This is a genomic window from Leifsonia sp. NPDC058230, from assembly GCF_042882245.1.
GTDB lineage: Bacteria > Actinomycetota > Actinomycetes > Actinomycetales > Microbacteriaceae > Leifsonia.
Map to the genome: position 1 here is coordinate 663,914 of NZ_JBHVWM010000002.1, position 23,457 is coordinate 687,370.

23 protein-coding genes are annotated in these 23,457 nt (G+C 69.6%); 5 read left to right on the top strand and 18 right to left on the bottom strand.

Going from position 1 to position 23,457, the window contains the following annotated elements; genetic code table 11:
• Positions 1-119: 119 nt before the first annotated feature.
• Positions 120-1,421: a tyrosine--tRNA ligase gene (tyrS, locus tag ACFVV0_RS08785; RefSeq protein WP_387061179.1), complete on the bottom strand. Its 1,302-nt coding sequence runs from the start codon at positions 1,419-1,421 to the stop codon at positions 120-122.
• A 180-nt stretch (positions 1,422-1,601) separates the two neighbouring features.
• Between tyrS and ACFVV0_RS08790 the strand changes: the two genes are divergently transcribed.
• A complete protein-coding gene (locus ACFVV0_RS08790) occupies positions 1,602-2,219 on the top strand; it encodes a DNA-binding protein (RefSeq protein ID WP_387061181.1) in 618 nt (205 codons plus the stop codon).
• Positions 2,216-2,827, top strand: coding sequence for a hypothetical protein (locus ACFVV0_RS08795; RefSeq protein WP_387061184.1), 612 nt, complete (start codon positions 2,216-2,218; stop codon positions 2,825-2,827). Before ACFVV0_RS08790 ends, ACFVV0_RS08795 begins: the two co-directional genes overlap by 4 nt.
• Before the next feature lie 17 nt (positions 2,828-2,844).
• Here ACFVV0_RS08795 and ACFVV0_RS08800 read toward each other — a convergent pair whose 3' ends face one another.
• From ACFVV0_RS08800 to infC, 15 genes are all read right to left on the bottom strand, one after another.
• Positions 2,845-3,534 carry a DNA-3-methyladenine glycosylase gene (locus tag ACFVV0_RS08800; protein ID WP_387061187.1) on the bottom strand — a complete coding sequence of 230 codons (690 nt, stop codon included), beginning with the start codon at positions 3,532-3,534 and terminating at the stop codon, positions 2,845-2,847.
• A 1-nt stretch (position 3,535) separates the two neighbouring features.
• Entirely contained in the window at positions 3,536-3,670 is a 135-nt protein-coding gene (locus ACFVV0_RS08805; RefSeq protein WP_387061190.1) for a hypothetical protein, read from the bottom strand.
• Positions 3,670-5,124, bottom strand: coding sequence for an argininosuccinate lyase (gene argH, locus ACFVV0_RS08810; RefSeq protein ID WP_387061193.1), 1,455 nt, complete (start codon positions 5,122-5,124; stop codon positions 3,670-3,672). Before argH ends, ACFVV0_RS08805 begins: the two co-directional genes overlap by 1 nt.
• 7 nt (positions 5,125-5,131) lie before the next feature.
• Positions 5,132-6,331, bottom strand: a complete 1,200-nt coding sequence (locus tag ACFVV0_RS08815; RefSeq protein WP_387061196.1) for an argininosuccinate synthase — start codon at positions 6,329-6,331, stop codon at positions 5,132-5,134.
• Between the two features lie 45 nt (positions 6,332-6,376).
• Positions 6,377-7,306 carry an ornithine carbamoyltransferase gene (gene argF, locus ACFVV0_RS08820; RefSeq protein ID WP_387061198.1) on the bottom strand — a complete coding sequence of 310 codons (930 nt, stop codon included), beginning with the start codon at positions 7,304-7,306 and terminating at the stop codon, positions 6,377-6,379.
• A gap of 47 nt (positions 7,307-7,353) precedes the next feature.
• Positions 7,354-8,565: an acetylornithine transaminase gene (locus ACFVV0_RS08825; RefSeq protein WP_387061200.1), complete on the bottom strand. Its 1,212-nt coding sequence runs from the start codon at positions 8,563-8,565 to the stop codon at positions 7,354-7,356.
• Complete coding sequence (gene argB / locus ACFVV0_RS08830; protein ID WP_387061203.1) at positions 8,562-9,485, bottom strand: acetylglutamate kinase; 924 nt, start codon at positions 9,483-9,485, stop codon at positions 8,562-8,564. Before argB ends, ACFVV0_RS08825 begins: the two co-directional genes overlap by 4 nt.
• Complete coding sequence (gene argJ, locus ACFVV0_RS08835) at positions 9,485-10,657, bottom strand: bifunctional glutamate N-acetyltransferase/amino-acid acetyltransferase ArgJ (protein WP_387061206.1); 1,173 nt, start codon at positions 10,655-10,657, stop codon at positions 9,485-9,487. Before argJ ends, argB begins: the two co-directional genes overlap by 1 nt.
• Positions 10,654-11,697 (bottom strand): N-acetyl-gamma-glutamyl-phosphate reductase, encoded by a 1,044-nt coding sequence (gene argC / locus ACFVV0_RS08840; RefSeq protein WP_387061208.1) that lies wholly within the window; start codon positions 11,695-11,697, stop codon positions 10,654-10,656. The genes argJ and argC overlap by 4 nt, the downstream gene beginning before the upstream one ends.
• 324 nt (positions 11,698-12,021) lie before the next feature.
• A complete protein-coding gene (pheT, locus tag ACFVV0_RS08845) occupies positions 12,022-14,568 on the bottom strand; it encodes a phenylalanine--tRNA ligase subunit beta (RefSeq protein ID WP_387061211.1) in 2,547 nt (848 codons plus the stop codon).
• On the bottom strand, positions 14,568-15,608 hold the full coding sequence (gene pheS / locus ACFVV0_RS08850; RefSeq protein WP_387061214.1) for a phenylalanine--tRNA ligase subunit alpha: 1,041 nt from the start codon (positions 15,606-15,608) through the stop codon (positions 14,568-14,570). Before pheS ends, pheT begins: the two co-directional genes overlap by 1 nt.
• Before the next feature lie 67 nt (positions 15,609-15,675).
• Positions 15,676-16,491, bottom strand: a complete 816-nt coding sequence (locus ACFVV0_RS08855) for a TrmH family RNA methyltransferase (protein ID WP_387061217.1) — start codon at positions 16,489-16,491, stop codon at positions 15,676-15,678.
• 28 nt (positions 16,492-16,519) lie between these two features.
• A complete protein-coding gene (gene rplT, locus ACFVV0_RS08860; RefSeq protein ID WP_387061220.1) occupies positions 16,520-16,912 on the bottom strand; it encodes a 50S ribosomal protein L20 in 393 nt (130 codons plus the stop codon).
• A 30-nt stretch (positions 16,913-16,942) separates the two neighbouring features.
• The gene (rpmI, locus tag ACFVV0_RS08865; protein ID WP_387061222.1) at positions 16,943-17,137 is read right to left on the bottom strand and encodes a 50S ribosomal protein L35; all 195 of its coding nucleotides are present in this window, start codon (positions 17,135-17,137) and stop codon (positions 16,943-16,945) included.
• On the bottom strand, positions 17,137-17,793 hold the full coding sequence (gene infC / locus ACFVV0_RS08870; protein ID WP_387061789.1) for a translation initiation factor IF-3: 657 nt from the start codon (positions 17,791-17,793) through the stop codon (positions 17,137-17,139). Before infC ends, rpmI begins: the two co-directional genes overlap by 1 nt.
• A gap of 270 nt (positions 17,794-18,063) precedes the next feature.
• Between infC and ACFVV0_RS08875 the strand changes: the two genes are divergently transcribed.
• On the top strand, positions 18,064-18,438 hold the full coding sequence (locus ACFVV0_RS08875) for a DUF1844 domain-containing protein (protein ID WP_387061224.1): 375 nt from the start codon (positions 18,064-18,066) through the stop codon (positions 18,436-18,438).
• Positions 18,439-18,468: 30 nt separating this feature from the next.
• Complete coding sequence (locus tag ACFVV0_RS08880; protein ID WP_387061227.1) at positions 18,469-20,259, top strand: gamma-glutamyltransferase family protein; 1,791 nt, start codon at positions 18,469-18,471, stop codon at positions 20,257-20,259.
• Here ACFVV0_RS08880 and ACFVV0_RS08885 read toward each other — a convergent pair.
• The gene (locus ACFVV0_RS08885; RefSeq protein ID WP_387061230.1) at positions 20,256-21,653 is read right to left on the bottom strand and encodes a pyridoxal phosphate-dependent decarboxylase family protein; all 1,398 of its coding nucleotides are present in this window, start codon (positions 21,651-21,653) and stop codon (positions 20,256-20,258) included. The genes ACFVV0_RS08880 and ACFVV0_RS08885 overlap by 4 nt on opposite strands.
• A gap of 23 nt (positions 21,654-21,676) precedes the next feature.
• On the opposite strand from ACFVV0_RS08885, the gene ACFVV0_RS08890 reads away from it, so the two are divergent.
• A complete protein-coding gene (locus tag ACFVV0_RS08890) occupies positions 21,677-22,006 on the top strand; it encodes a hypothetical protein (RefSeq protein WP_387061233.1) in 330 nt (109 codons plus the stop codon).
• Positions 22,007-22,008: 2 nt separating this feature from the next.
• Here the strand turns inward: ACFVV0_RS08890 and ACFVV0_RS08895 are convergent, their stop codons facing one another.
• The gene (locus ACFVV0_RS08895) at positions 22,009-23,436 is read right to left on the bottom strand and encodes an amidase (protein ID WP_387061236.1); all 1,428 of its coding nucleotides are present in this window, start codon (positions 23,434-23,436) and stop codon (positions 22,009-22,011) included.
• Between the last annotated feature and the right edge of the window lie 21 nt (positions 23,437-23,457).

Consider the following 23,457-nt stretch of genomic DNA (forward strand, 5'->3'; position numbering starts at 1 on the left):
CCTCGTGTTGCCCCACCACTCTCTCCCCCTCCCTTCCATTATCGGGCGTCCCCACCCCCGCTCCCCCGGCCGGCCGCCTCCGCTTCGCGCCCCACCCCTCGTCGCGTCTGGAGGTGCGGCTACTCGACGAAGAGGCCGGCCAGGGTCTTCTTGCCACGGCGGAGGACGGCCATCCGGTCGAGCAGGAGCGCGTCGCCCACCGGGAGTTCGCCGTCTTCGACCTTGACGTTGTTGAGGTAGACGCCGCCCTGGGCGATGGCCCGCCGCGCCTCCCCCAGGCTGGTCGTCAGGCCCGTGTCGACGAGCGACTGGGTGACGGTCGCTGTCGGCGAGGTGGTCGTGTTCGGCAGCTCGCGCAGGGCGGCCTCGAGGGTGCCCTCATCCAGCCCGGAGAGCTCGCCCTGGCCGAAGAGCGCCTGGGCGGCGGCGATGGCGGCCTCGGTGGCCTCGACGCCGTGTACGAGGCTGGTCACCTCGAAGGCGAGCGTGCGCTGCGCCTCCCGCTTGAACGGCTCGTTCGCCACGGCCGCTTCGAGTCGCTCGATCTCGGCACGGGTCAGGAACGTGAACACTTTGAGCCGGTCGATCACGTCGGCGTCGTCGGTGTTCACCCAGAACTGGTACATGGCGTAGGGACTCGTGAGCTTCGCATCCAGCCACACGGCGTTGCCCTCGCTCTTGCCGAACTTGGTGCCGTCGCTGTTGGTGATCAGCGGCGTTCCGATCGCGTGCGCACTGACGTGCTCGACCTTCCGGATGAGGTCGGTTCCGCTCGTGAGGTTGCCCCACTGGTCGCTGCCACCGGTCTGCAGAACGGTGCCGTACTCGCGGTAGAGCTCCAGGAAGTCCATGCCCTGCAGGATCTGGTAGCTGAACTCGGTGTAGCTGATTCCCTCGTCGGAATTGAGCCGGGCTGCCACCGCATCCTTCTTCAGCATGGTGCCGACCCGGAAGTGCTTGCCGATGTCGCGGAGGAAGTCGATCGCCGACAGCGGCGCCGTCCAGTCGAGGTTGTTCACCAGTCGCACGGCGTTGTCGCCCTCGGAACTGAGGAACCGCGACACCTGCGCCTGCAGGTAGCCGACCCACTCCGACACCGTCTCTTTGGTGTTGAGCGTGCGCTCGGCGCTCGGCCGGGGGTCGCCGATCAGGCCCGTGGATCCCCCGACGAGTCCGAGCGGTCGGTGGCCCGCGAGCTGCAGGCGGCGCATGGTGAGCAGCTGCACGAGGTTGCCGAGGTGCAGGCTGGGCGCTGTGGGGTCGAATCCGCAGTAGTAGGAGACCGGCTCGCCCGCGAGGAGCTGTTTCAGCGCTGCTTCATCCGTGGAGACGTGGATGAGCCCGCGCCACTTCAGCTCATCCCAGACATCGTCGAATGACGGGTCATTGGTCTGTGCGTGGAGGGTTTCTGAGTCGGACACGGAATCAGGCTATCAGCGGGAGGGCTGCAGCCCTGATGTGGCATGAAACAGGCCTGTGGACCTGATCACGCTTGCATCAGGGATGAGGACCTGATAGCCTCCTGATCAGGTTTCTGAGCCTGATCCCCCGCCCACACCGACGGACGGATCCCGCGGCCCGGACGCCGGAAGGAGCAACCCGTGTTCGTCATCACCGCCGACCAGGTCGACTCGAGAACCCGCCCCGACATCGTGACCGGCGCCCTCGACGACCTCAACGAACGCTACAGCGACCGCCTCGAACTCCCCGTCGACCGCAACGCCGGCGACGAGATCCAGGCGCTCACCGCCGACCCCCGCACCGCACTCGACCTCGTTCTCGAGCTGACCCGCCGCGGGATGTGGAGCGTCGGCCTCGGCGCGGGCAGCATCCGGACACCCCTCCCCGCCGAGACGAGGGAGGCGAGCGGGGATGCGTTCATCGCCGCCCGCGAAGCCGTCACCCGCGCCAAGCGCTCGCCGACCCGCTTCGCGGTGAACGCCATCGTCGCTCCCCGGCCCGCCGAAGACGCCGAGGCGCTCGTCAACCTGCTGCTGACCATCCGCGAGAGCCGCTCCCCCGCCGGCTGGGAGCTCTACGACCTCGTCGTCTCGGGGCTCACCCAGGCCGAAGCGGGCGCGCGGCTCGGCATCACCCCGCAGTCGGCGAGCGACCGCGCCCGGGCGGCAGGCCTGCGGGCGGAGCTCGCCGCCATCGGAGCCCTGACTAGGCTGTTGACGAGCCTCGACGACGCCCAGCTCCGAACGGACACTGCATGATCCCCCATTTCTTCGCCTTCCTCGCCGCGATCGGCCCGCTGCTCGCGTGGTGCTCGGTGCTGATCCTCGCAATCGCCTCCCTGTGCTGCGTGCTGTTCGCCTTGAGGAGTCCGCGCCGCCCCCTCGTCTACGTCGCCGCCGGTCTGCTCGCGCTGGCCGTGCTGATCTCCGCACTGCCGGTTCCGGATGCGCCACCGCTGTTCCGGGTGCTCATCGGACTCGTGGTGGTCGCGCTCAGCATCGCCGGAGGCGGACCGGCGTCGCAGCTGGTGCTCGCGCTCGCGTCCGGCGGAGGGGTGCCCGGAGTGCACGGCGGCATCGTCGTCGCCGAGCGCGCCACGGCCGGGGACCGCGCCGAGGGCGTGCAGCCCACCCGCGAGGTTCTGCGCGGAGGCGCCACGATCGGGTTCCTCGAGCGCCTCGCCACGACGACCACCATCATGGCCGGCTTCCCCGAGGCCATCGCCGTGATCGTCGCCGTCAAAGGCGTCGGCCGTTTCACGGAACTCGAAGAGCCCGAGGCCCGCGAGCGCTTCATCATCGGCACCCTGACCAGCCTCATCTGGGCCTGCGCCTGCGCGGCCGTCTTCCGCCTCTCGTTCGCCTGATCGAAAGCGATCGCGTTTCAGTGGGATTTGGGGTGGCGCTTGTACGGCGAGACGGTGGGGTCGTCCGGCAGCCAGTACCGCCAGGGGTACGACGCGCTGCCACCGGCACCCGAGATGCCGGTGCGGGGTCCGGTGGAGTACGGCTGCGGGATTCGCGGCAGCTGCACCGAGAACGGTGCGGCCAGCAGGTCGGCGCCGTTCTCGTCGAGGCGGATGCCCGCCGCCACGACCAGGCGCGCCGGCCCACGGCCGAGGTCGCGCGCGGCGACGACCCGCGCCCGGCTTCGCGCCAACCCTGGCGCCGCGCCGGCCGCGCCGGCGCCCGCCGCACCGGATCGGCGCGCCAGTGCCAGCTCGAACCCTTCCACGACCTCGGCGCCGCGCAGGAGCACGGCCGTCGCCTCACCCTCCGGCGAGCAGACGAAATTGGCGCAGACGTGCATCCCGTAGGTGAAGTACGCGTACAGGTGCCCGGGTGGCCCGTACATCACCGCGTTGCGTTTCGTGCGGCCACGGAAGGCGTGCGATCCGGGGTCGACGCCGTCGCCCACGTACGCCTCGACCTCGGTGATGCGCAGGCCGACGGTCCCCTCCGGCGTCGTGTGCCGCAGCACGGCGCCGAGCAGCCGTGGCGCGACCTCGAGAGACGACGCCAGGAAGAACTCCCGATCGGGACGATAGAGCCCCTCGTCGTCGCCCGCAGTCACGTCAGAACATCCGGATGCCGCTGGCCACGGCCACGATCAGGCCCACCACGATGATGGCCACCGCGACGACGACGATCGTCGGGATGATCCACGGGTAGCGCGGGGACTTCTTCTCCGGGCGCTCTCGGGCGGCCATCAGACGAGGTCCCGCTTCACGACGGGGAGCTCGGTCGCGATCGTCCGCACGCGTTTGGTGAGCGCCGCGAGCTGCTCGGCGACGCGAACCGGCGCCGTTCCGCCGACGTTGTCACGGCTGGCGACCGAGCCCTCGATGGTCAGCACCGCACGCACATCCGGGGTGAGCAGTGGCGACACGGATGCGAGACCCTCGTCGTCCACCTCGCTCAGTTCCAGCCCGCGCGTCTCCGCGAACTTGACGAGGTTGCCCGTGATCTCGTGCGCATCCCGGAACGGCACGTGCTTCTTCACGAGCCACTCGGCCACGTCGGTCGCGAGCGAGAAGCCCAGGGGCGCCAGCTCGGCCATCCGGTCGGTGTGGAAGTGCAGCGTGGCCACCATGCCGGTGAACGCCGGCAGGAGCACCTCGAGGGTGGTGACCGAGTCGAAGACCGGTTCTTTGTCCTCCTGCAGGTCGCGGTTGTACGCGAGCGGCAGGCCCTTGAGGGTGGCGAGCAGGCCCGCGACGTTGCCGATCAGGCGCCCGGCCTTTCCGCGCGTGAGCTCGGCGATGTCGGGGTTCTTCTTCTGCGGCATGATCGACGATCCGGTCGAGTACGCGTCGTCGAGGGTGACGAAACCGAACTCCCGGGTGTTCCAGAGGATGATCTCCTCGGCGAACCGGGAGAGGTCCACCCCGATCTGAGCCGCAATGTACGCGAACTCGGCCACCACATCCCGAGCCGCCGTGCCGTCGATCGAGTTCTCAGAGCTGCCGGCGAATCCGAGGTCGTGAGCGACCAGCAGCGGGTCGAGGCCGAGGGTCGATCCGGCGAGCGCCCCCGACCCGTACGGGGAGACGTTCGCGCGCTTGTCCCAGTCGACCAGTCGCTCGAGATCGCGGACCAGGGGCCAGCAGTGCGCGAGCAGGTGGTGCGCGAGCAGCACCGGTTGCGCGTGCTGCAGGTGGGTGCGCCCGGGGAGGATGGCCGTCGGATGCGCGTCCGCCTGAGATGCGATGGCGTCGATCAGCCCGATCACGCGTTCGGCAATGGCACCAGCGTGGTCGCGCAGGTAGAGGCGCACGAGCGTGGCGATCTGGTCGTTGCGGCTGCGACCCGCGCGGAGCTTTCCGCCGAGGTCTCCCCCGGCCCGCTCGATCAGGCCGCGCTCGAGCGCCGAGTGCACGTCCTCATCGCTCTCCGCCGCGACGAATGCGCCGGATGCGACGTCACGGTCGAGCTTGTCGAGCGCGGCGATCATCCCGTCGAGCTCCTCCGACGTGAGATACCCGGCGGCGGCCAGCGCCCGTGCGTGGGCACGGGAGCCGGCGATGTCGTAGACCGCGAGCTGCCAGTCGAACTGCGTCGACTTGCTCAGTGCGGCGAGCTCGGGCGACGGCCCGCCGGCGAAGCGGCCGCCCCAGAGGGCGCCTGCTTCGCCGGCGCGATTGCCGTGCTCGTTGTCGGTCATCCGCTGCCTACTCGGCGGCGAGGTCGCGGCGAGCCGAGATCTTGCTCGGCAGCGACCACAGCTCGATGAAGCCCTTCGCCAGCGACTGGTCGAAGGTGTCTCCGGTGTCGTAGGTGGCGAGGTTGAAGTCGTACAGGCTCTCGGCGCTGCGGCGACCGGTCACAACGGCCGTGCCGGCGTGCAGCTTGAGACGCACCTCGCCGGTGACGTGCCTCTGCGTCTCGTCGATGAACACGTCGAGGGCGCGCTTCAGACCGGAGAACCACAGGCCGTCGTAGACCAGCTCGGCCCACTTCGACTCGACGGTGCGCTTGTAGCGCGCGACGTCGCGCTCGACGGTCATGTTCTCGAGCTCCTCGTGCGCGGCGATCAGGGCGAGTCCGGCGGGCGATTCGTAGACCTCGCGGCTCTTGATGCCGACGAGCCGGTCTTCGACGATGTCGATACGGCCGACGCCCTGCCCTCCCGCGATCGTGTTCATGAGCTGCACGGCCTGGAGGGGGGTGACCGACTTTCCGTCGATCGCCACGGGGACGCCCTCGCTGAAGGCGATGACGACCTCGACCGGCTCCCGCGTGACGGCCGGGTCCTCCGTGTAGGTGTAGAGGTCCTCGATCGGGGCGTTCCACGGATCTTCGAGGAACCCGGTCTCCACAGCGCGGCCCCAGACGTTCTGGTCGATCGAGTACGGCGACTTCTTCGACTGCTCGATCGGCAGGTTGTGCTCGGCCGCGTATGCGATGGCCTTGTCGCGGGTGAGCGCGAAGTCGCGGACGGGAGCGAGTGAGGTCAGGTCGGGCGCGAGCGCGGCCACGGCGGCCTCGAAGCGCACCTGGTCGTTGCCCTTGCCCGTGCATCCGTGGGCGACACTGTCCGCACCGAGCGCCTTGGCGGTGGCGGCGAGGTGCTTTGCGATCACGGGACGGCTGAGCGCGGAGACCAGCGGGTAGCGCTTCTGGTACAGCGCGTTGGCCTTGAGCGCCGGCACGATGTAGTCGTCGGCGAACTCGTCCTTGGCGTCGACCACGACCGACTCGATGGCGCCGCAGTCCAGCGCTCGCTGACGGATCGCCTCCATGTCTTCGCCGCCCTGACCCACGTCGACCGCGAGCGCCACGACCTCTTTACCGGTCGCATCCTTGAGCCAGCCGATCCCGACCGAGGTGTCGAGTCCGCCCGAGTACGCGAGAACAACACGTTCCGCCATGATTCTCCTTCAGCTTGTGTTTCGTAACGAGTTTAGGGTTTGCGGCTAGGCCGCGTTCTGGTCGAGAAGCCAGACGAGCAGCGCCTTCTGAGCGTGGAGGCGGTTCTCGGCCTCGTCCCAGATGACGCTCTGCGGACCGTCGATGACGTCGGCCGTCACCTCGTAGCCGCGGTCTGCGGGGAGGCAGTGCATGAACAGGGCGTCCGGCTTTGCGAGCGCCATCAGCTCGGAGTCGACCCGGTAGCCCCCGAAGACGGCGATCCGCTCCGCCTTCTCGTCTTCTTTGCCCATCGAGACCCAGGTGTCGGTGATCATCACGTCCGTACCCGCCGCGGCCTCGTCGGGGTCGGTGAAGAGGGCGACGGAGCCGCCGGTCGTCGCGGCGATCCTGTCGGCGTCGGCCACCACGTCCTCAGCGGGGGCGTACTCGGCCGGGGATGCGATGCGCACGTGCATCCCGGCGGTGACGCCCGCGAGCACGTACGACTGCGCCATGTTGCTCGCGCCGTCTCCGAAGAAGGTCATGGTGAGGCCCGCGAGCGTGCCCCGCTTCTCCTTGATGGTCAGCAGGTCGGCCAGCAGCTGGCAGGGGTGGAAGTCGTCGGAGAGCGCATTGACGACCGGAACCGTGGTTCCCGCGGCCATCTGCTCGAGACCCGACTGGGCGTAGGTGCGCCACACGATCGCCGAGACCATGCGCTCCAGCACCCGGGCCGTGTCGGACGGGGTCTCCTTGCCGCCGAGCTGGCTGTTCGCGGTCGAGATGATGAGCGGGCTCCCGCCGAGGTCGGCGATACCGACCGCGAAGGAGACCCGGGTGCGGGTGGAGGACTTGTCGAAGATCACTGCGACGGTCTGGGGTCCCGCGAGGGGCTTGGTGCCGAAGCGGTCGGCCTTGAGCTGTTCCGCCAACTCGAGGATCTCCGCCTGCTCGGCGGGGCTGATGTCGTCGTCGCGCAGAAAGTGCCTGGTCATGGGATGTCTTTCGTTCAGGTGTCGGTGAGGGCCGGAGGCGGCGGGCGTCAGCGGTGAGCGGCGACGTCCGCCAGGGCTCGTCCGAACCGCTCGCGGAACCCGGCGAGTTCGGTGTCTCCCACGATGAGCGGCGGGGCGAGGCGGATGCTCGACTCGTTCGGGGCGTTGACGATCAGCCCGTGCGTGAGCGCGGCATCCGAGAGCCGATGTGCTTCGCCCTCGGTGAGCCCGATGCCGATGAGGAGCCCGGCGCCCCGCACATCGCCGATCAGCGGCGAGTCGAAGCCGCGAATGATCGCGCGCAGCTCCTCGCCGCGGCGGGCGGCGTTCTCGATGAGCCCGGCGTTCTCGATCTCTCCGAGCACCGCGTTGCCCGCGGCTGTGGCGAGCGGGTTGCCGCCGAACGTAGAGCCGTGCTGCCCGCGGGAGAACAGGTCGGAGGCCCAGCCGAACGTCACCAGGGCGCCGATCGGAACGCCGCCGGCCATCCCCTTGGCGATCGTGATCGCGTCGGGGACGATGCCTGCGTGCTCGTAGGCGAACCAGCGGCCGGTGCGGCCGATGCCCGTCTGGATCTCGTCGATGATGAGCAGTGCGCCGTGCTCCTGCGTGAGCTCGCGCGCCCGCTTCAGAAAGCCGGGGGGCAGGTCGAGCACGCCCGCCTCACCCTTGATCGGCTCGATGAACAGAGCAGCGACCCGGTCGTCGATCGCCGCCTCGAGCGCCGCGATCGTCGAATCGATGTGCTCGACGCCCGACGGGACGGGCTCGAACGGCTCGCGCATCGGCGGCTTGCCCGTCAGCGCGAGCGAGCCCATCGTGCGGCCGTGGAAGGCGTTGTTGAGCGCGATGACGCGCTTGCGGCGGCCGTGCTCGCCCTTGTTCAGGCGCGCCAGCTTGAAGGCTGCCTCGTTCGCTTCGGCGCCCGAGTTGCAGAAGTAGACGCGCCCGGCGTCGCCGGCGCCGGTCAGGCGCGTCAGCCGCTCGGCGAGTTCGAGCTGCGGCGGGGTGGCGAAGTAGTTGGAGACGTGCGCGAGGGTCGCGATCTGCCGGCTCACCGCATCCACGAGCACCGGATGCGCGTGGCCGAGCGAGTTCACGGCGATGCCAGCCAGGAAGTCGAGATACTCGTTACCGTCGACGTCCCACACGTAGCAGCCCTCGCCGCGCGCGAGCATCAGCTGCGGGGTGGCGAGCGTTCGCATCATCGTATGGCCGAACCGATCGGTCCAGCCCTGGGTCACCTGCTGGGTGCTCACGAGGGCACCACCTCCGTTCCGATGCCGCTCTGTGTGAACACTTCGAGCAGGATCGAGTGCTGCACCCGCCCGTCGATGATGGCCGCCTTCGCGACCCCGCCGTCGACAGCGGCGAGGCACGCGGCCATCTTCGGGATCATGCCCGATTCGAGTCCGGGCAGCATGCCGCGCAGCTCGTCGGAGTCGATCACCGACACGAGCGAGTCCCGGTTCGGCCAGTCCCGGTAGAGGCCGGCGACGTCGGTGAGGATGACGAGTTTGGCGGCGCCGAGGGCGACGGCGAGCGCGGCCGCAGCTGCATCCGCATTCACGTTCAGCGAATGGCCGGGGTCGTCGATGTCCGGCGCGATCGAGGAGACGACCGGGATGCGCCCAGCCGCGATCTGCGCGTGCACGGCCTCGGGATTCACGCCGATCACGTCGCCGACGAGACCGAGGTCGACCTCCTCGCCGTCGACGACCACTCCCCGCTTGCGGCCCTGGAAGAGTCCCGCGTCCTCCCCCGAGATCGCCGCGGCGAGCGGGCCGTGCTTGTTGATGTTCCCGACCAGGGCGCGGCTGATCTGCCCGGTGAGGACCATGCGCACCACATCCATGGCCTCGGGCGTCGTCACGCGGTACCCGCCCCGAAACTCGGATTCGATGCCGAGCCGGTCGAGCATCGCCGAGATCTGCGGGCCGCCGCCGTGTACGACGACCGGGTGGATGCCGGCGTACCGCAGGTAGACCATGTCTTCGGCGAAAGCGCTCTGCAGCTCCTCGCTGACCATTGCGTTGCCGCCGAACTTGATGACCATGATCTGCTCGTGGAACCGCTTCAGCCAGGGCAGGGATTCGATGAGGGTCGCAGCCTTGACGGCGGCGAGGCGCTGGTCGGCCTCCTCGGCGGAGGCGTCGGGATCGGTGTCGGTGTCAGTCATCAGCTCGCGTATGCACTGTTCTCGTGAACGTAGTCGTGGGTGAGGTCGTTGGTCAGGATGGTCGCCGCACGGTCGCCCGCGTGCAGATCGATGAGCACGTGGACCGCGCGCGGCGTCAGGTCGACGAGCTCACGAGGCTGGTCGGGTTCCCCTGCGGTGCAGACCTGCACCCCGTTGATGGCGACGTCGATGCCGTACGGGTCGAACTCGGCGTCCGTGGTGCCGACCGCTGCGAGCACGCGGCCCCAGTTGGGGTCGTTGCCGAAGACCGCGGCCTTGAAGAGGTTGCTGCGCGCGACCGCACGTCCGACCGTGACCGCGTCGTCCTCGGTGGCCGCATCGACCACCTCGATGGCGATGTCGTGGGATGCGCCCTCCGCGTCGGCCTGCAACTGCTCTGCCAGGTCCCGGCACACGCCCGTCAGTGCGACCGTGAACTCGTCGAGATCGGCGCGCACCTCGCTCGCCCCGGAGCCGAGCAGCGCGACGGTGTCGTTCGTCGACATGCAGCCGTCGGAGTCGAGCCTGTCGAACGTGACCCTGGTCGCGTGGCGGAGCGCTGTGTCGAGCTGCTTCGAGTCGAGCACCGCGTCGGTCGTGATCACGACGAGCATCGTCGCGAGACCCGGCGCCAGCATCCCGGCGCCCTTCGCCATGCCGCCGACGGTCCAGCCGGCGGGCGAGGTGTAAGCGGCCTGCTTGGCCCGTGTGTCGGTGGTCATGATGGCCTCGGCCGCGGCCAAGCCGGCAGCCTCGGACTCGGCATCGCCCGTCGCGATGGCGAGGGTCGCATCCCACACGCCCACCTTGAGCAGGTCGAGGTCGAGCTGTTCGCCGATCAGGCCGGTCGAGCAGACGAGCACGTCTCCCGCGCTGATCGCCAGGCGCTCGGCCACCGCCTCGGCCGTCTCGTGGGTGGTCTGGAAGCCGCGGGTGCCGGTGTAGCAGTTGGCTCCGCCGGAGTTCAGAACGATCGCCGAGACGACGCCGTCGGTGATCACCTGTTCGCTCCACAGCACCGGGTTCGCCTTGCACCGGTTCGTCGTGAAGACGGCCGCCGCGGCATTGAGCGGGCCGAGGTTCTGGACGACAGCGAGGTCGCGCTTGCCGCTCGACTTGAGACCGGCGGCGACCCCGGCGGCGGCGAATCCGGATGCTGCTGTCACGCTCACGGCGCTACTCCATTCACGGTCAGGCCGGCTGTCTCCTCGAGTCCGAGGGCGATGTTCGCCGACTGGATGGCGGCGCCCGCGGTGCCCTTGTACAGGTTGTCGAGGGCCAGAACAGTCACGAGCCGGCCCGCTTCCGCGTCGACGGCGACGCCGATCAGTGCGGTGTTCGAGCCGAGAACGTCCGCGGAGCGCGGCACGGTTCCGGCCGGCAGCACCTGCACGAAGTTCTCGCCGGCGTACGCAGCCTCCCACGCCTCCTGCACCTGGGTCGCCGTGACCCCGGGTTTGAGGCGGGCGGTCGACGTGGCGAGGACCCCCCGCGACATCGGCACCAGCACGGGAGTGAACGAGAGCGTCGGATGCGTCGCCCCGGCATTGCGAAGGTTCTGCTGGATTTCGGGGATGTGCCGGTGCGTACCGCCGACGGCATACGGATTCGCGGAGCCGAGGATCTCGCTCGCCAGGTACATCGTCTTCAAGCTCTTGCCCGCGCCGGAGGGTCCGACCGCCAGAACGGCGACGATGTCCTCCTCCTCGATGAGACCGGCCGCGATTCCGGGGGCGAGCGCCAGGGAGACGGCGCTGGCATTGCATCCGGGAGCCGCGATGCGCGTGGTGCCCACGAGGCGCTCGCGCTGCTTGCCGCCGTCGACGGGCAGCTCGGGGACCCCGTACGACCAGGCGCCGAAGTACTCTCCGCCGTAGAACGCCGCCCACGACTCGGGGCTTTCGAGGCGGTGGTCTGCGCCGCAGTCGACGACGAGGGTCTCCGCCGGAAGGTGGGATGCGATCTCGCCCGACATGCCGTGAGGCAGGGCGAGGAACACCACATCGTGGCCGGCGAGGTTCTCAACGCTCGTGTCGACGAGGGTGAGGTGGCTGAGGGACCGGAGGTGCGGTTGGTGGGCGACGAGCGGCTGCCCCGCGTTCTGATGCGCGGTGACAGTGCGGATCTCGAACCCGGGATGGCCGGCGAGGATCCTCAGGAGCTCTCCGCCCGCGTAACCGGATGCTCCGGCGACGGCTACCGAGAAAGTCATGCTTCTACCTTATTGAGTGGACGACAGGGGGCCGGTCGACGGCGGCACCTACGTCGGCCCTCGCACAGGGTCGCGTCAGCGCCGCCTAGATTCGGCGGTCGCGGAGGCGTCGGCGCAGGGCGCGGGCGGCCGAGGCCGAGCGCGAGTCCGTGATGCACCGAGAAAGCATGCCGCAACCCTAGCGCGCCCGGGCGGCCCGGCGCGAATCCGGCTGCGACGGAGGATTCTGCCGACTCGCCGGTGATTCGTCCGTAACGACGGAGATCTCGGCCGATCGGGGCCGAGATCTCCGTCACTGCGACCGCAGGAGCGGCCGGTTCGCGGCTACTCGCGGATGTGAGCGCCGAACAGCCCGCTGGCGCGCTCGGCGCCGGCGATCTTGGCCTCGCTGGCCTCGGCAGCGGTGAGCGTGCGGTCGGCGGCGCGGAAGCGCAGGGCGAACGTCAGGCTCTTCGTACCGTCGGGCAGTCCCGTTCCGCGGTAGTCGTCGACGAGCCGGATGTGCTCGAGCAGTTCTCCCGCGCCATCGGCCACGGCCTTCTCGACGTCCCCGGCGGGAACGCTCTCCTGCACGACCAGGGACAGGTCCTGGGTCGCGGCCGGGAAGCCGGCGATCACGCCCGCGACGATATCGGCCGGCGCGACGGCCACGAGGGCGTCGAGGTCGAGCTCGAAGACACCGACCACGCGTGGCAGGTCATACTCCTCGGCCAGCGCGGGGTGCAGCTCTCCGGCGAAGCCGACAGGGACGCCCTCGCCGTTCTGGTCACGCGCGATCAGCTGAGCTGTGCGCCCCGGGTGCAGGCTCTGGTGCGTGCTCTGCACGGGCTCGACGGTGACCCCGACCGCGGCGGCGGTCTGCGCGACCATGGTCAGTGCATCCGCGATGCCCGCTGCGACGGCCGCCTGGCCGGGCTGCTTGAGCACCGGGTGCCCGACGGCGAGGCCCGCGAGGTAGCGCGGCTGCGGCGGGATGCCCGCGTTCAGCGAACGGAGCACGTCATCGCTCGGGAGGACGGCACCCGGCGGCAGCGTCTCGCTGCCGAATTGCGCGCCCGCGGCCGGACGGAACACCGTTCCGAGTTCGTAGATCGTCAGATCGACGAGTCCGCGCGCGAGGTTGCGCTTGGCCACGTCGATCAGGCCAGGGAGCAGCGACGTGCGCAGGAACGGCGCCGTGGCGTCGAGGGCGTTGGCCAGCCTGACCGCCGGCACGGAGCCGGGCTCGGGCGAGCCGAACCGGTCGTTCGCCTGCTCGCTCACGAACGGGAAGGCCATGACCTCCGTGGCGCCGTTGTCGGCGAGCATCTGAGCGACCGCGCGGCGGAGCTTCTGCTCCCGGGTGAGCCCCCGCCCGGGAGGAGCCACGGGCAGCACCGACGGGATGCGGTCGTAGCCGACGATGCGCGCCACCTCTTCGGCGAGATCGGACTTGTCTTTCAGGTCGGGGCGCCAGCTCGGCGGTACGACGAGCAGGTCGTCGCCCGATTCGCTGACGAAACCGCCGATCTCGGCGAGCGCGCCACGCACCTCTTCGTCGGTGAAGTCGACGCCAACCAGCCCGGAGATGTAATGCTTCGGCAGCACGATCGGCTCGGGCGAGCCTGCCTCGTCGAGGAGCGAGCCGAGCGCATCCGCGTGCCCGCCGGCGAGCTGCTCGAGCAGCTGCACGACGCGAGCGGCGGCGGCCACGGCGACCCTCGGGTCGACCCCGCGCTCGAAGCGCTTGGACGCCTCACTGGGCAGCTTGTGCCGACGAGCCGTGCGAGCGATGGACACGGGATCGAAGTTGGCCGCCTCGATCAGCACGTTGCGGGTCTCGGCACCGATCTCGGTCGACGCGCCGCCCATCACGCCCGCCAGCCCGATCGGGCCGGACTCGTCGGTGATCAGCAGGTCTTCGGCATCGAGGATCCGCGACTGGTCGTCGAGCGTGACGAGCCGCTCCCCCGCATGCGCACGACGCACCACGATGCCGCCGCTCAGCTTGTCCAGGTCGTAGCCGTGGATCGGCTGGCCCAGCTCGAGCATCACGTAGTTGGTGATGTCGACGATGAGCGAGATCGAACGGATGCCCGCCAGCTTGAGGCGCGCGATCATCCAGGCCGGCGTCGTGCGGCTGCCGTCGATGTCGCGCACGACGCGCGTGACGAACACGGTGGCGCCGACACGGCCCCGGATGGGGTCGCGGTCGTCGACCGAGACGCTGAAGCCGGCCGCGTGGGCGCGGTCGAGCAGCAGACCTGCCGCGTCGGCAGGATCGCGGAACTCTGCCCCGGTGGCGTGCGAGTACTCGCGGGCGATGCCGCGGATCGAGAACGCGTAACCGCGGTCGGGCGTGACGTTCACCTCGACGGCCGTGTCGTCCAGGCCGAGCAGCGAGATCGCGTCGGCGCCGACCTCGGGGTCGAGCCCCAGAGTCGCGAGCCGCAGGATGCCGTCGTGCTCGTCGCCGAGACCGAGCTCGCGCGCCGAGGCGATCATGCCGTCGGAGACGTGTCCGTACGTCTTGCGGGCGGCGATCGGGAACGGACCGGGCAGCACGGAGCCCGGCAGGGTCACGACGACCTTGTCGCCGGGGAAGAAGTTGCGGGCGCCGCAGACGATGCCGTGAACCGCATCCCCGCCGTCGGCGGCCGTCTCACCCTCGGGCGCGACACGCACCTGGCACCAGCGGATCGTCTTGCCGTTCGACTGCGGCTCCTCGACGAAATCGAGCACCTGGCCGACGACCACCGGTCCGGAGATCTCGAACGTGTGCACGTCCTCCTCTTCGAGGCCGACCGAGACGAGGGCGGCGTGCACCTCGTCGGCCGAGGTTCCCGGCTCCAGATCGACGTACTCGCCGAGCCAACTCAGAGGGACGCGCATCAGACCACCATTCCGAACTGCTGGGAGAACCGGACATCGCCTTCGGCCATGTCGCGCATGTCTTTGACGTCGTTGCGGAACATCAGCGCGCGCTCGACGCCCATGCCGAACGCGAAGCCCGAGTACACCTCGGGGTCGATGCCCGCCGAGCGGAGCACGTTCGGGTTCACCATGCCGCACCCGCCCCACTCGATCCACCGCGCGCCGCCCTTGAAGGTCGGATGCCACAGGTCGAGTTCGGCGCTCGGTTCGGTGAACGGGAAGTAGTTCGGACGCAGGCGCACCTTGGCCTCGTCGCCGAACAAGGTCTTGACGAAGTGGTCGAGCGTACCGCGCAGGTGAGCCATGGTGAGTCCCTTGTCGACCGCGATCCCCTCGGTCTGGTGGAACACCGGCAGGTGCGTCGCGTCGAACTCGTCGGTGCGGAAGACGCGACCGGGAGCGATGCGATAGACGGGGAGGTCGTTGCCCAGAAGGGCGCGCAGCTGCACCGGCGACGTGTGGGTGCGCATGACCATGTGCGCATTCGTCGGCTCGACGAAGAAGGTGTCCTGCATCGCTCGCGCCGGGTGGTCCTCATCGAAGTTGAGCGCGTCGAAGTTGTACCACTCGCTCTCGAGCTCAGGACCCTCTGCCACTTCCCAGCCCATGCCGACGAAGACATCGGCGATGCGCTCCTGAAGCAGGGAGAGCGGATGCCGCGCGCCCGGCTGCCAGCGCAGTGGAACGGCCGTCACATCGAGCGTCTCCGCGGCGAGCTGGGCGGCCGTCTCGGCGGCTTCGATCTGCGCCTCTTTCGCCGCGAACGCCTGGGTGACCCGCCCGCGGGCCTGGCCGACGAGCTTGCCCGCCGCGGCCTTCTGGTCGTTCGGAACGGAGCGGAGGCTCGCGTTCAGGCGCGCCAGCGGCGAACCCTCGGCCGTGTGGTCGTGACGGACGGTCTTGAGCGCGGCCGAGTCGGCGGCGGCGTCGATGGAGGCGAGCGCATCCGCAACGGCAGCTTCGACCGTCGCTTCGGAGATTTCAGTGGGATCAGACACGGTACCCCAGTTTAGTGCGCAGGCTCAGCGCGCATCCGGTCGGCAGGGTCGGCGGACGACCCGGCGGCTAATCGAAGAGTTCAGCCGATCGCTGCGCGAACGCCGACTCGTAGAGGCAGACGGATGCGGCGGTCGCCAGATTCATCGACTCGGCACGCCCGTAGATGGGAACGGTGACCACCCGATCGACGAGGTGGAGCAGTTCGTCGGCCAGTCCGCGCGCCTCGTTGCCGAAGACCCACGCGGTCGGACGAGCGAGCTGCCCGTCCGTGCGGGCGGCGAGAAGGTCTTCGCCCTTGATGTCGGCGGCGAGCACTTGCATCCCGGCGCCGTGCGCCCGCTCGACCACATCGTCCAGGCTCGCCCCTACCGCGACGGGCACGTGGAACAGTGAGCCGGTCGTCGACCGCACGACCTTGGGATTGTAGAGGTCGACCGTGCGCCCGGTCAGCACCACCGCATCCGCACCGGCGGAGTCGGCGGCACGGATGATCGTGCCCGCATTGCCCGGATCGCGCACCTCCTCGAGCACCGCGACCAACCGCGGCTCGCCCGAGAAGATGTCGCGGATCGATGTCGGGAACTGGCGGCAGACCGACACGAACCCCTGCGGGGTGACCGTGTCGGCCATCGCCTCCAGCACCTGCTCGGTGACGAACTCCACATCGACGCCGGCCTCGACGGCCGTCTGCCCGATGTCGCTGTACCGCTCGAGGGCGGTCGGAGTGGCATAGAGCTCCACCACGAGTTCGGGTCGGAAGGTCAATGCCTCGGCGACAGCCTGGGGCCCTTCCAAGAGAAAAAGCCCGGTCTCAGACCGGGCTCCTCTCTTCGCTAGTTTGGCCACGGCTCGAACGCGCGGTGAGCGCGGGTTGTCAAGCATGGCACCAGCTTAGTGATGCAGGGAGAACCTACGCAGCGGCGTCCGCCTTCGGAGCAGACGTGTCGGCGGGCAGAGCCTTCTTGGCGGTCTCGACGAGGGCCGCGAACGTAGCGGGCTCGTTGACGGCCAGCTCGGCGAGGATGCGGCGGTCGACCTCGACACCGGCGAGACCCAGACCCTGGATCAGACGGTTGTAGGTGAGGCCGTTCGCGCGGCTCGCGGCGTTGATGCGCTGGATCCACAGGCGACGGAAGTCACCCTTGCGCGCACGGCGGTCACGGTAGCTGTAGACCAGCGAGTGAGTGACCTGCTCTTTTGCCTTGCGGTAGAGGCGCGAACGCTGGCCGCGGTAACCCTCGGCACGCTCGAGGATGACCCGACGCTTCTTGTGGGCGTTGACCGCCCTTTTTACTCTTGCCATTTCTCTTTGCTTCCTTAAAAGTCGGGGGCGTTACTTGCCGAGCAGCTTCTTGATGTTCTTGACGTCGGCCGGAGCGATGACCTGGTCTGTGTTCAGACGGCGCTTACGGCTGGTCGACTTGACCTCGAGGTGGTGGCGCATACCGGACTGCTGCTTCATGATCTTGCCGCTGCCGGTGACCTTGAAGCGCTTCTTGGCCCCGGAGTGGGTCTTCTGCTTGGGCATTATTTCTCCTCATTCGTCGCCTGGGTGGGCGAACTCTCTTCGGACTGCGCAGAGTCGTCTGCTGCAGCAACCGATTCGTCGGCGGGGGCGTGCGCCCGAGCCTTTGAAGCGGCACGTTGTGCGTTGGCCTCGGCCTTGGCCTCCGACTTGTTCTTCAGAGGGCCGATGACCATGACCATGTTGCGACCGTCGATGGTCGGGGTGGACTCGACGGAGCCGAACTCGGCCACGTCTTCTGCGAAGCGCTGCAGGAGGCGGACGCCCTGCTCGGGGCGCGACTGCTCGCGGCCGCGGAACAGGATCATGGCCTTCACCTTGTCGCCGGCCTTCAGGAAGCCTTCGGCGCGCTTGCGCTTGGTCTCGTAGTCGTGCTTGTCGATTTTGAGGCGGAAACGAACCTCTTTCAAGATCGTGTTCGCCTGGTTGCGCCGGGCTTCCTTCGCCTTCTGCGCAGCCTCGTACTTGAACTTGCCGTAGTCCATGATCTTCGCGACAGGCGGCTTGGAGTTGGGAGCAACCTCAACCAGATCCAGGTCTGCTTCCTGCGCGAGTCGGAGGGCGACCTCGATTTTGACGACGCCGACCTGCTCACCGCTGGGGCCGACAAGTCGAACTTCGGGGACGCGGATACGGTCATTGGTACGGGGATCGCTGATGCGTTTCTCCTCTGATCTAGCGATTTCTTCAGCCTCGTTCCCGTCGGTTGACGGTCACGGCGAGAGAGGATTTTCCACGCACCAACGCATTCCTGCGAATTTCTCGCAGGGCTGGTACCGCACCCTGACTACCCTCGCGCTGGCGGCGCGACGGCGGAGTGCAACAACCCGGTAACCTAGTGAAGCGGTCAAGCGCGGGTGGGAGGAATCTCCACTTTCGTACCGGAACGATAAGTCCCGGAGCCCGAACGATTCTAGCAGAGGAATGCAGTGAGCGACACACCCGAGGCCCGGCGCTATGCCGAAGCCGCCGAGGAAGCATACGACGAAGCGACCCGGGACATCGCGGAGGTCCCCGCAGTCGAGGTCATCACCACCACAGCGGTGCACCTGATGAGCGCGGCCGCGGTGAAATGCGGCCTGGCCGACGATCCCGATTCGCAGACCGATCTCGACGAGGCCCGCAAGCTCATCGACGCCCTCGCCGGTCTGGTCACGGCCAGCGCCCAGCACCTCGGCGATCAGCACGCCCGCAGCCTCCGCGACGGTCTCCGCTCGCTGCAGCTCGCCTTCCGCGAAGCGTCGCCGTTCCCCGACGAGATCGGAAAAGGCCCGGGCGAGAAGTACACCGGGCCGGTCAACTAGACCACCGGATCGAGTCTGTAGCCTGAAGCGATGAGCTTCACGCCTCCCCCGTCGTTCACCACCCGTCCGACCCTCGAGGGCACGTTCGGGATGTCCGCCTCCACGCACTGGCTCGCCACGGCGAGCGCCCAGGCCGTGCTCGAGCGCGGAGGCAACGCCTTCGACGCGGCGGTCGCCGGCGCCTTCGTGCTGCACGTCGTGGAGCCGCACCTGAACGGTCCGGGCGGCGACATGGTCGCGGTGTTCGCAACCTCCGAAGACCCCACACCGACGGTGCTCTCGGGCCAGGGCCCGGCACCGGCCGCGGCGACCCGCGACCACTATCTGGCCGAAGGCCTGGAGCTGGTGCCGGGATCCGGCGCCCTCGCCGCCGCCGTTCCGGGAGCGGTGGATGCGTGGCTGCTGCTCCTGCGCGACCACGGCACCTGGGAGCTCGCCGACGTGCTCGCGTTCGCGATCGGCTATGCGCGAGACGGGCATCCGGTGCTCGAACGGGTGCGGGCCACCATCGCCACCGTCGAGCGCCTGTTCGCCGATCACTGGACCACGTCTGCCGAGCACTGGATGCCCGGCGGGCGCCTCCCCGAAGCCGGCGAGATCATCAAGAACCCTGCGTACGCCGCCGTACTCGAACGGCTGATCGCCGCCGGCGACGGTGCTCCCGACCGGGAGAGCCGTGTCGAGGCGGCCCGAACCGAGTGGAAGACCGGATACGTGGCGCAGGAGGCGGTCGCGTTCCTGTCCGCCCCGCACCGGCACTCCTCCGGCACCGACCACGCCGGCGTCATGACCGTGGCCGACTTCGTGTCGTTCAGTGCGAGCTATGAGCCCGCCACGACGCTCGACTTCCGCGGCCACACCATCGCGAAGACCGGCGCGTGGGGGCAGGGTCCTGCGCTTCTGCAGACCCTCGCCATCCTGGACGGCTTCGACGACGAACGGCTCGACCCGTCGACGGCGATCGGCGCCCACACGATCCTCGAGGCGCAGAAGCTGGCATACGCCGACCGGGATGCGCACTACGGCGACGGCGACGTTCCGCTCGACGTGCTCCTCTCCGCCGAGTATGCGGACGAGCGCCGGGCGCTGATCGGCGCGTCCGCCTCCGCCGAGTTCCGTCCCGGATCGGTGCGCGGCGCTGCACCGTTCATCCCACCGCTGCGCACCGAGTACTCCACGAGCGCCGAGGCGTCCGGAGCGGGTGAGCCGACCGTGCGACCGACGGGTGAGACGCGCGGCGACACCTGCCACATCGACGTGGTCGACCGCCATGGCAACATCGTGTCGGCCACCCCGTCCGGCGGCTGGCTGCAGTCGTCGCCCACCATTCCCGCGCTCGGCTTCTGCCTCGGCACCCGGTTGCAGATGACCTGGCTCGAGGACGGCGCGGCATCGACCCTCCGTCCTGGCAAGCGGCCGCGTACGACCCTCACCCCGACCCTCGTGCTGAAGGACGGACATCCGGTGACCGCGCTCGGCTCCCCCGGCGGCGACCAGCAGGACCAGTGGCAGCTCCTCTACCTGCTCCGCACCATCGTGGGCGGCTACACGCCCCAGCAGGCCATCGACGCCCCCGCGTTCCACACCACCTCGATTGCCGGATCGTTCTGGCCGCGCACGTGGGAACCGGCGGGGGCCGTCGTCGAGAGCCGGCTGGGCGACGACGTGGTCGCCGAACTCGAGGCCCTCGGCCATGTGGTCACCCGCTCCGGCGACTGGACGCTCGGACGGCTCTCCTCGGTGGGCCGCGACCTCGATCGCGGCGTCATGACGGCCGCTGCGAATCCCCGGGGCGTGCAGGGCTACGCGGCCGGACGCTAGCGCACAGCGTCGACCGCGACGCGCACGGCGTCCAGGGTGCGCTCGACTTCGGCCTCGTCCGTGAGCCAGTTGCTCACGGAGAACCGGAGCACGGCGCGTTGCTGCCAGCGCGATGGCGACGCGAACGCGACGCCCGCCTCGTCGAGCGCCGCCCCCACCCGCCGGGTCGTCTCGTCGTCGCCGAACGAGACGCACACCTGCGTGTAGACCACATCGTTCAGGATGCGCACCCCCGGCACCGACCGCAGCCCCGCGGCGAGCGCGGCCGCCGCATCCGCCAGTCCCTGCACCAGGTCGGCGACTCCGTCGCGGCCGAGACGGGCGATGGCCGCCCACACCGGCACGCCACGGGCACGCCGGGAGAGTTCGGGAACCCGGTCGCTGGGGTCGGAGCCCTCGGTCGACGACGGCAGATACGCAGCCTGCTGCGAGAAGGACGAGTGGAGTGCCGATGCGTCCGCGACGATCGTGATCCCCGAGTCGTAGGGGACGTTGAGGGTCTTGTGGGCGTCGGTGCCCCAGGAGTCGGCACGGGCGAGCCCCGCTGTCAGGTGCTGAAGGCCGGGGGCCGCTGCCGCCCAGAGGCCGAACGCGCCGTCGACGTGCACCCAGGCGCCGGCCTGGTGCGCGACGTCGATCGCACCGGCCAGGTCGTCGAACGAACCGGAGTGCACGTTGCCCGCCTGAAGGCACACCACGGTCGGTCCGTCACCTGCCGCGAGTGCGGCGCGGAGAGCATCCGTGCGCATCCTCCCCTGGTCGTCCGCGGCGACGAGGGACGGGGTCCCGAGTCCGGCGAAGCGGCCGGCGTCGTCGACCGAGCCGTGTCGTTCCTCCCCCGCGAGGAACCTCACCCGCGGTCCCCCGGCGAGCCCGTTCTCGCGCACATCCCATCCCGCCGCGCGCAACACCGCGTCGCGGCCGGTGACCACTCCGACGAACGTCGCCATCGTCGCACCCGTCACGAACCCCACCTCGGCGGTCGCGGGCAGGCCGAGCAGGTCGAGCAGCCACTCGCCGGCGATCTCCTCCGCCGCGATGACGCCCGGAGTGACGTTTCGCAGCGCGGTGTTCTGGTCCCATGCCGAGACGAGCCAGTCAGCGCCGAGCGCGGCCGGTTGGGCGCCCCCGATCACCCAGCCGTAGAACCTCGGCGAGTGCATCCGGATTAGTCCGGGCTCCACCGCCTCGGCGAGCCTGCTCAGCACGAGCGGCGCCGCAGGACCGCGGTCGGGAAGGGTGCGACCGAGTGCGTCCTTCACCTGCTCGATACCGGCGGTCGGTGGGATGGGCGCATCGCGCACCCCGTTCAGCCAGCGTGCCGCGAGCGCCGCCGCCTCGCCGAGCGCCCCCTCGAAGGTGTCGGCCCTGGCATCGTCGCTGCTCGCGGCCACGATGAGGATTGTACGCTTGGCTCGTGGATTCCGCTCAGGTTCGCACGCTGATTCTCGCCCTCCCCGACGTCGAGGAGTACGAGCACGGCGGCCTGCCCGCGTTCCGCGTGCGCGGCAAGCGGTTCGCGACGATGCTCGACACCACCACGGTCAATCTCATGCCGGGCGAGGCCGGCATCCGCGAGGCGTCGGCCGCCTGGCCGGAGCACTGCTCAGAGCGCTGGTTCGCCGGTCGTCTCGCCGCCGCCCGTGTCGACTTCGAGACGATCGAGCACGAATTGATGCGCGAGCTGGTGACCGATGCGTGGCTGGCGAAGGCACCCGCATCCCTGCGCCGGCAGCGCGACGCCTGACCTCACCAGGTCGGCGGGTAACGAAACTGCCACCGGATGCGCCGCTCCAGCTGTGCCGCCAGCGAGAGCAGGGTGCGCTCCCCGCCCGGGCGGCCGATGAGCTGCACGCCCATGGGCAGGCCGTCGTCGGTCTGTGCCACCGGAAGAACGATCGCGGGCAGCCCCGACACGTTCAGCATCGAGGTGAACGGTGTGTACTGCACCTGCTGCTCGAAGTTGCGTTCGCCGTCCTCCTGGTCGAACCAGCCGACCGGTCGCGGGGTCATCGCGAGCGCGGGCGTCAGCACGGCGTCGAACGACGAGAGCTGCGCGATCATCGAGCGCTCGTACAGGGTGAGGGCCGACAGCGCCTCGCCCAGCTCGCGAGCCGAGAGTGCTCGGCCGCGATTCAGCAACCACTTCGTCAGAGGCTCGAGAAGCTCCTCCGCGTCCCCCTCGGCAGGGATGGTCGCAGCACCCGCCTGCCAGATCGTGCGGAACGCGGGCGCGTAGGTCGGGTCGGGCACGAGAGCGGTCTCCTCGATGCCGTGACCCATCGCGGCGAAGGCGTCGACCGCCGCATCCAGCGCCGCACGGGCCTCCGGGGCCACGACGATGTCGTAGGCGTCGTCCCAGGCGGAGGTCGTCATGACCCCCAGCTGGAAGCGGCCCTCGCCGCGCACCGCGGTGCCGAGGAATGGACCGTCGTCGTCGTAGGGCGCGCGCAATGTGTAGTGGTGGTCGATCCGGCCCTCGCGCCTCGCGATCATGCCGTCGAGGAGGAGGGCGGCGTCCGCGGTCGTGCGGGCCAGGGGTCCCTGCACGACGAGACCCGCGAGGGAGTCGATCCCGCTCCCCGACGGCACCAGACCGCGCGACGGCTTGAGCCCGACGAGCCCGCAGGCGGCCGCGGGGATGCGCACGGACCCGCCGCCGTCCGAGCCTGGAGCGAACGGGAGCATGCCGCTCGCCACCGCGACGGCCGCACCGCCGCTCGAACCACCGGCGCCGAGCTCCGGATTCCACGGGTTGCGCGCGGGCGGAGCGGCGAGCGACTCGGTGTACGCGGGCAGCCCGAACTCGGGCGCGTTCGTCTTTCCGAGGCTGATCGCGCCCGCGGCGTCGAGCGTCTCGACGATCTCATCCGAGGTGTCCGGCACGAAATCGGCCATCAGGCGGGAGCCGAATCCGGTGCGTACGCCGGCGCGCATCCACAAGTCCTTGTCGCCGATCGGCAGACCCCAGAGCGGCGAGGTGCGCGGCACGTCTGCGGCGACGCGATCGGCGCGCGCGAGCGCTGCGTCGCGGGTCACCGTGACGAACGCGCCGAGCCGGGGATTCGAGCGCTCGATCCTGTTCAGGTAGTGCTCGGTGAGTTCTCGGGGAGAGACCCGTCCGCTCTGCAGCTCCTGCCAGAGGGCGAGCGCGGTCAGCTCGTGAAGTTCGGCCATGGTTCGAGGCTAGTCGCCGGG

What these genes read in the sequence shown, in the direction of transcription:
- rpmI (WP_387061222.1), bottom strand. Translation starts at nt 17,137, where the DNA reads ATGCCCAAGCAGAAGACCCACTCCGGGGCCAAGAAGCGCTTCAAGGTC.
- ACFVV0_RS08880 (WP_387061227.1), top strand. Translation starts at nt 18,469, where the DNA reads ATGAGCTTCACGCCTCCCCCGTCGTTCACCACCCGTCCGACCCTCGAG.
- argH (WP_387061193.1), bottom strand. Translation starts at nt 5,124, where the DNA reads ATGACCGACAACGAGCACGGCAATCGCGCCGGCGAAGCAGGCGCCCTC.
- argC (WP_387061208.1), bottom strand. Translation starts at nt 11,697, where the DNA reads ATGACTTTCTCGGTAGCCGTCGCCGGAGCATCCGGTTACGCGGGCGGA.
- pheT (WP_387061211.1), bottom strand. Translation starts at nt 14,568, where the DNA reads ATGCGCGTCCCTCTGAGTTGGCTCGGCGAGTACGTCGATCTGGAGCCG.
- argB (WP_387061203.1), bottom strand. Translation starts at nt 9,485, where the DNA reads ATGACTGACACCGACACCGATCCCGACGCCTCCGCCGAGGAGGCCGAC.
- ACFVV0_RS08795 (WP_387061184.1), top strand. Translation starts at nt 2,216, where the DNA reads ATGATCCCCCATTTCTTCGCCTTCCTCGCCGCGATCGGCCCGCTGCTC.
- ACFVV0_RS08855 (WP_387061217.1), bottom strand. Translation starts at nt 16,491, where the DNA reads ATGCTTGACAACCCGCGCTCACCGCGCGTTCGAGCCGTGGCCAAACTA.
- ACFVV0_RS08805 (WP_387061190.1), bottom strand. Translation starts at nt 3,670, where the DNA reads ATGGCCGCCCGAGAGCGCCCGGAGAAGAAGTCCCCGCGCTACCCGTGG.
- argF (WP_387061198.1), bottom strand. Translation starts at nt 7,306, where the DNA reads ATGACCAGGCACTTTCTGCGCGACGACGACATCAGCCCCGCCGAGCAG.
- rplT (WP_387061220.1), bottom strand. Translation starts at nt 16,912, where the DNA reads ATGGCAAGAGTAAAAAGGGCGGTCAACGCCCACAAGAAGCGTCGGGTC.
- ACFVV0_RS08895 (WP_387061236.1), bottom strand. Translation starts at nt 23,436, where the DNA reads ATGGCCGAACTTCACGAGCTGACCGCGCTCGCCCTCTGGCAGGAGCTG.
- ACFVV0_RS08815 (WP_387061196.1), bottom strand. Translation starts at nt 6,331, where the DNA reads ATGGCGGAACGTGTTGTTCTCGCGTACTCGGGCGGACTCGACACCTCG.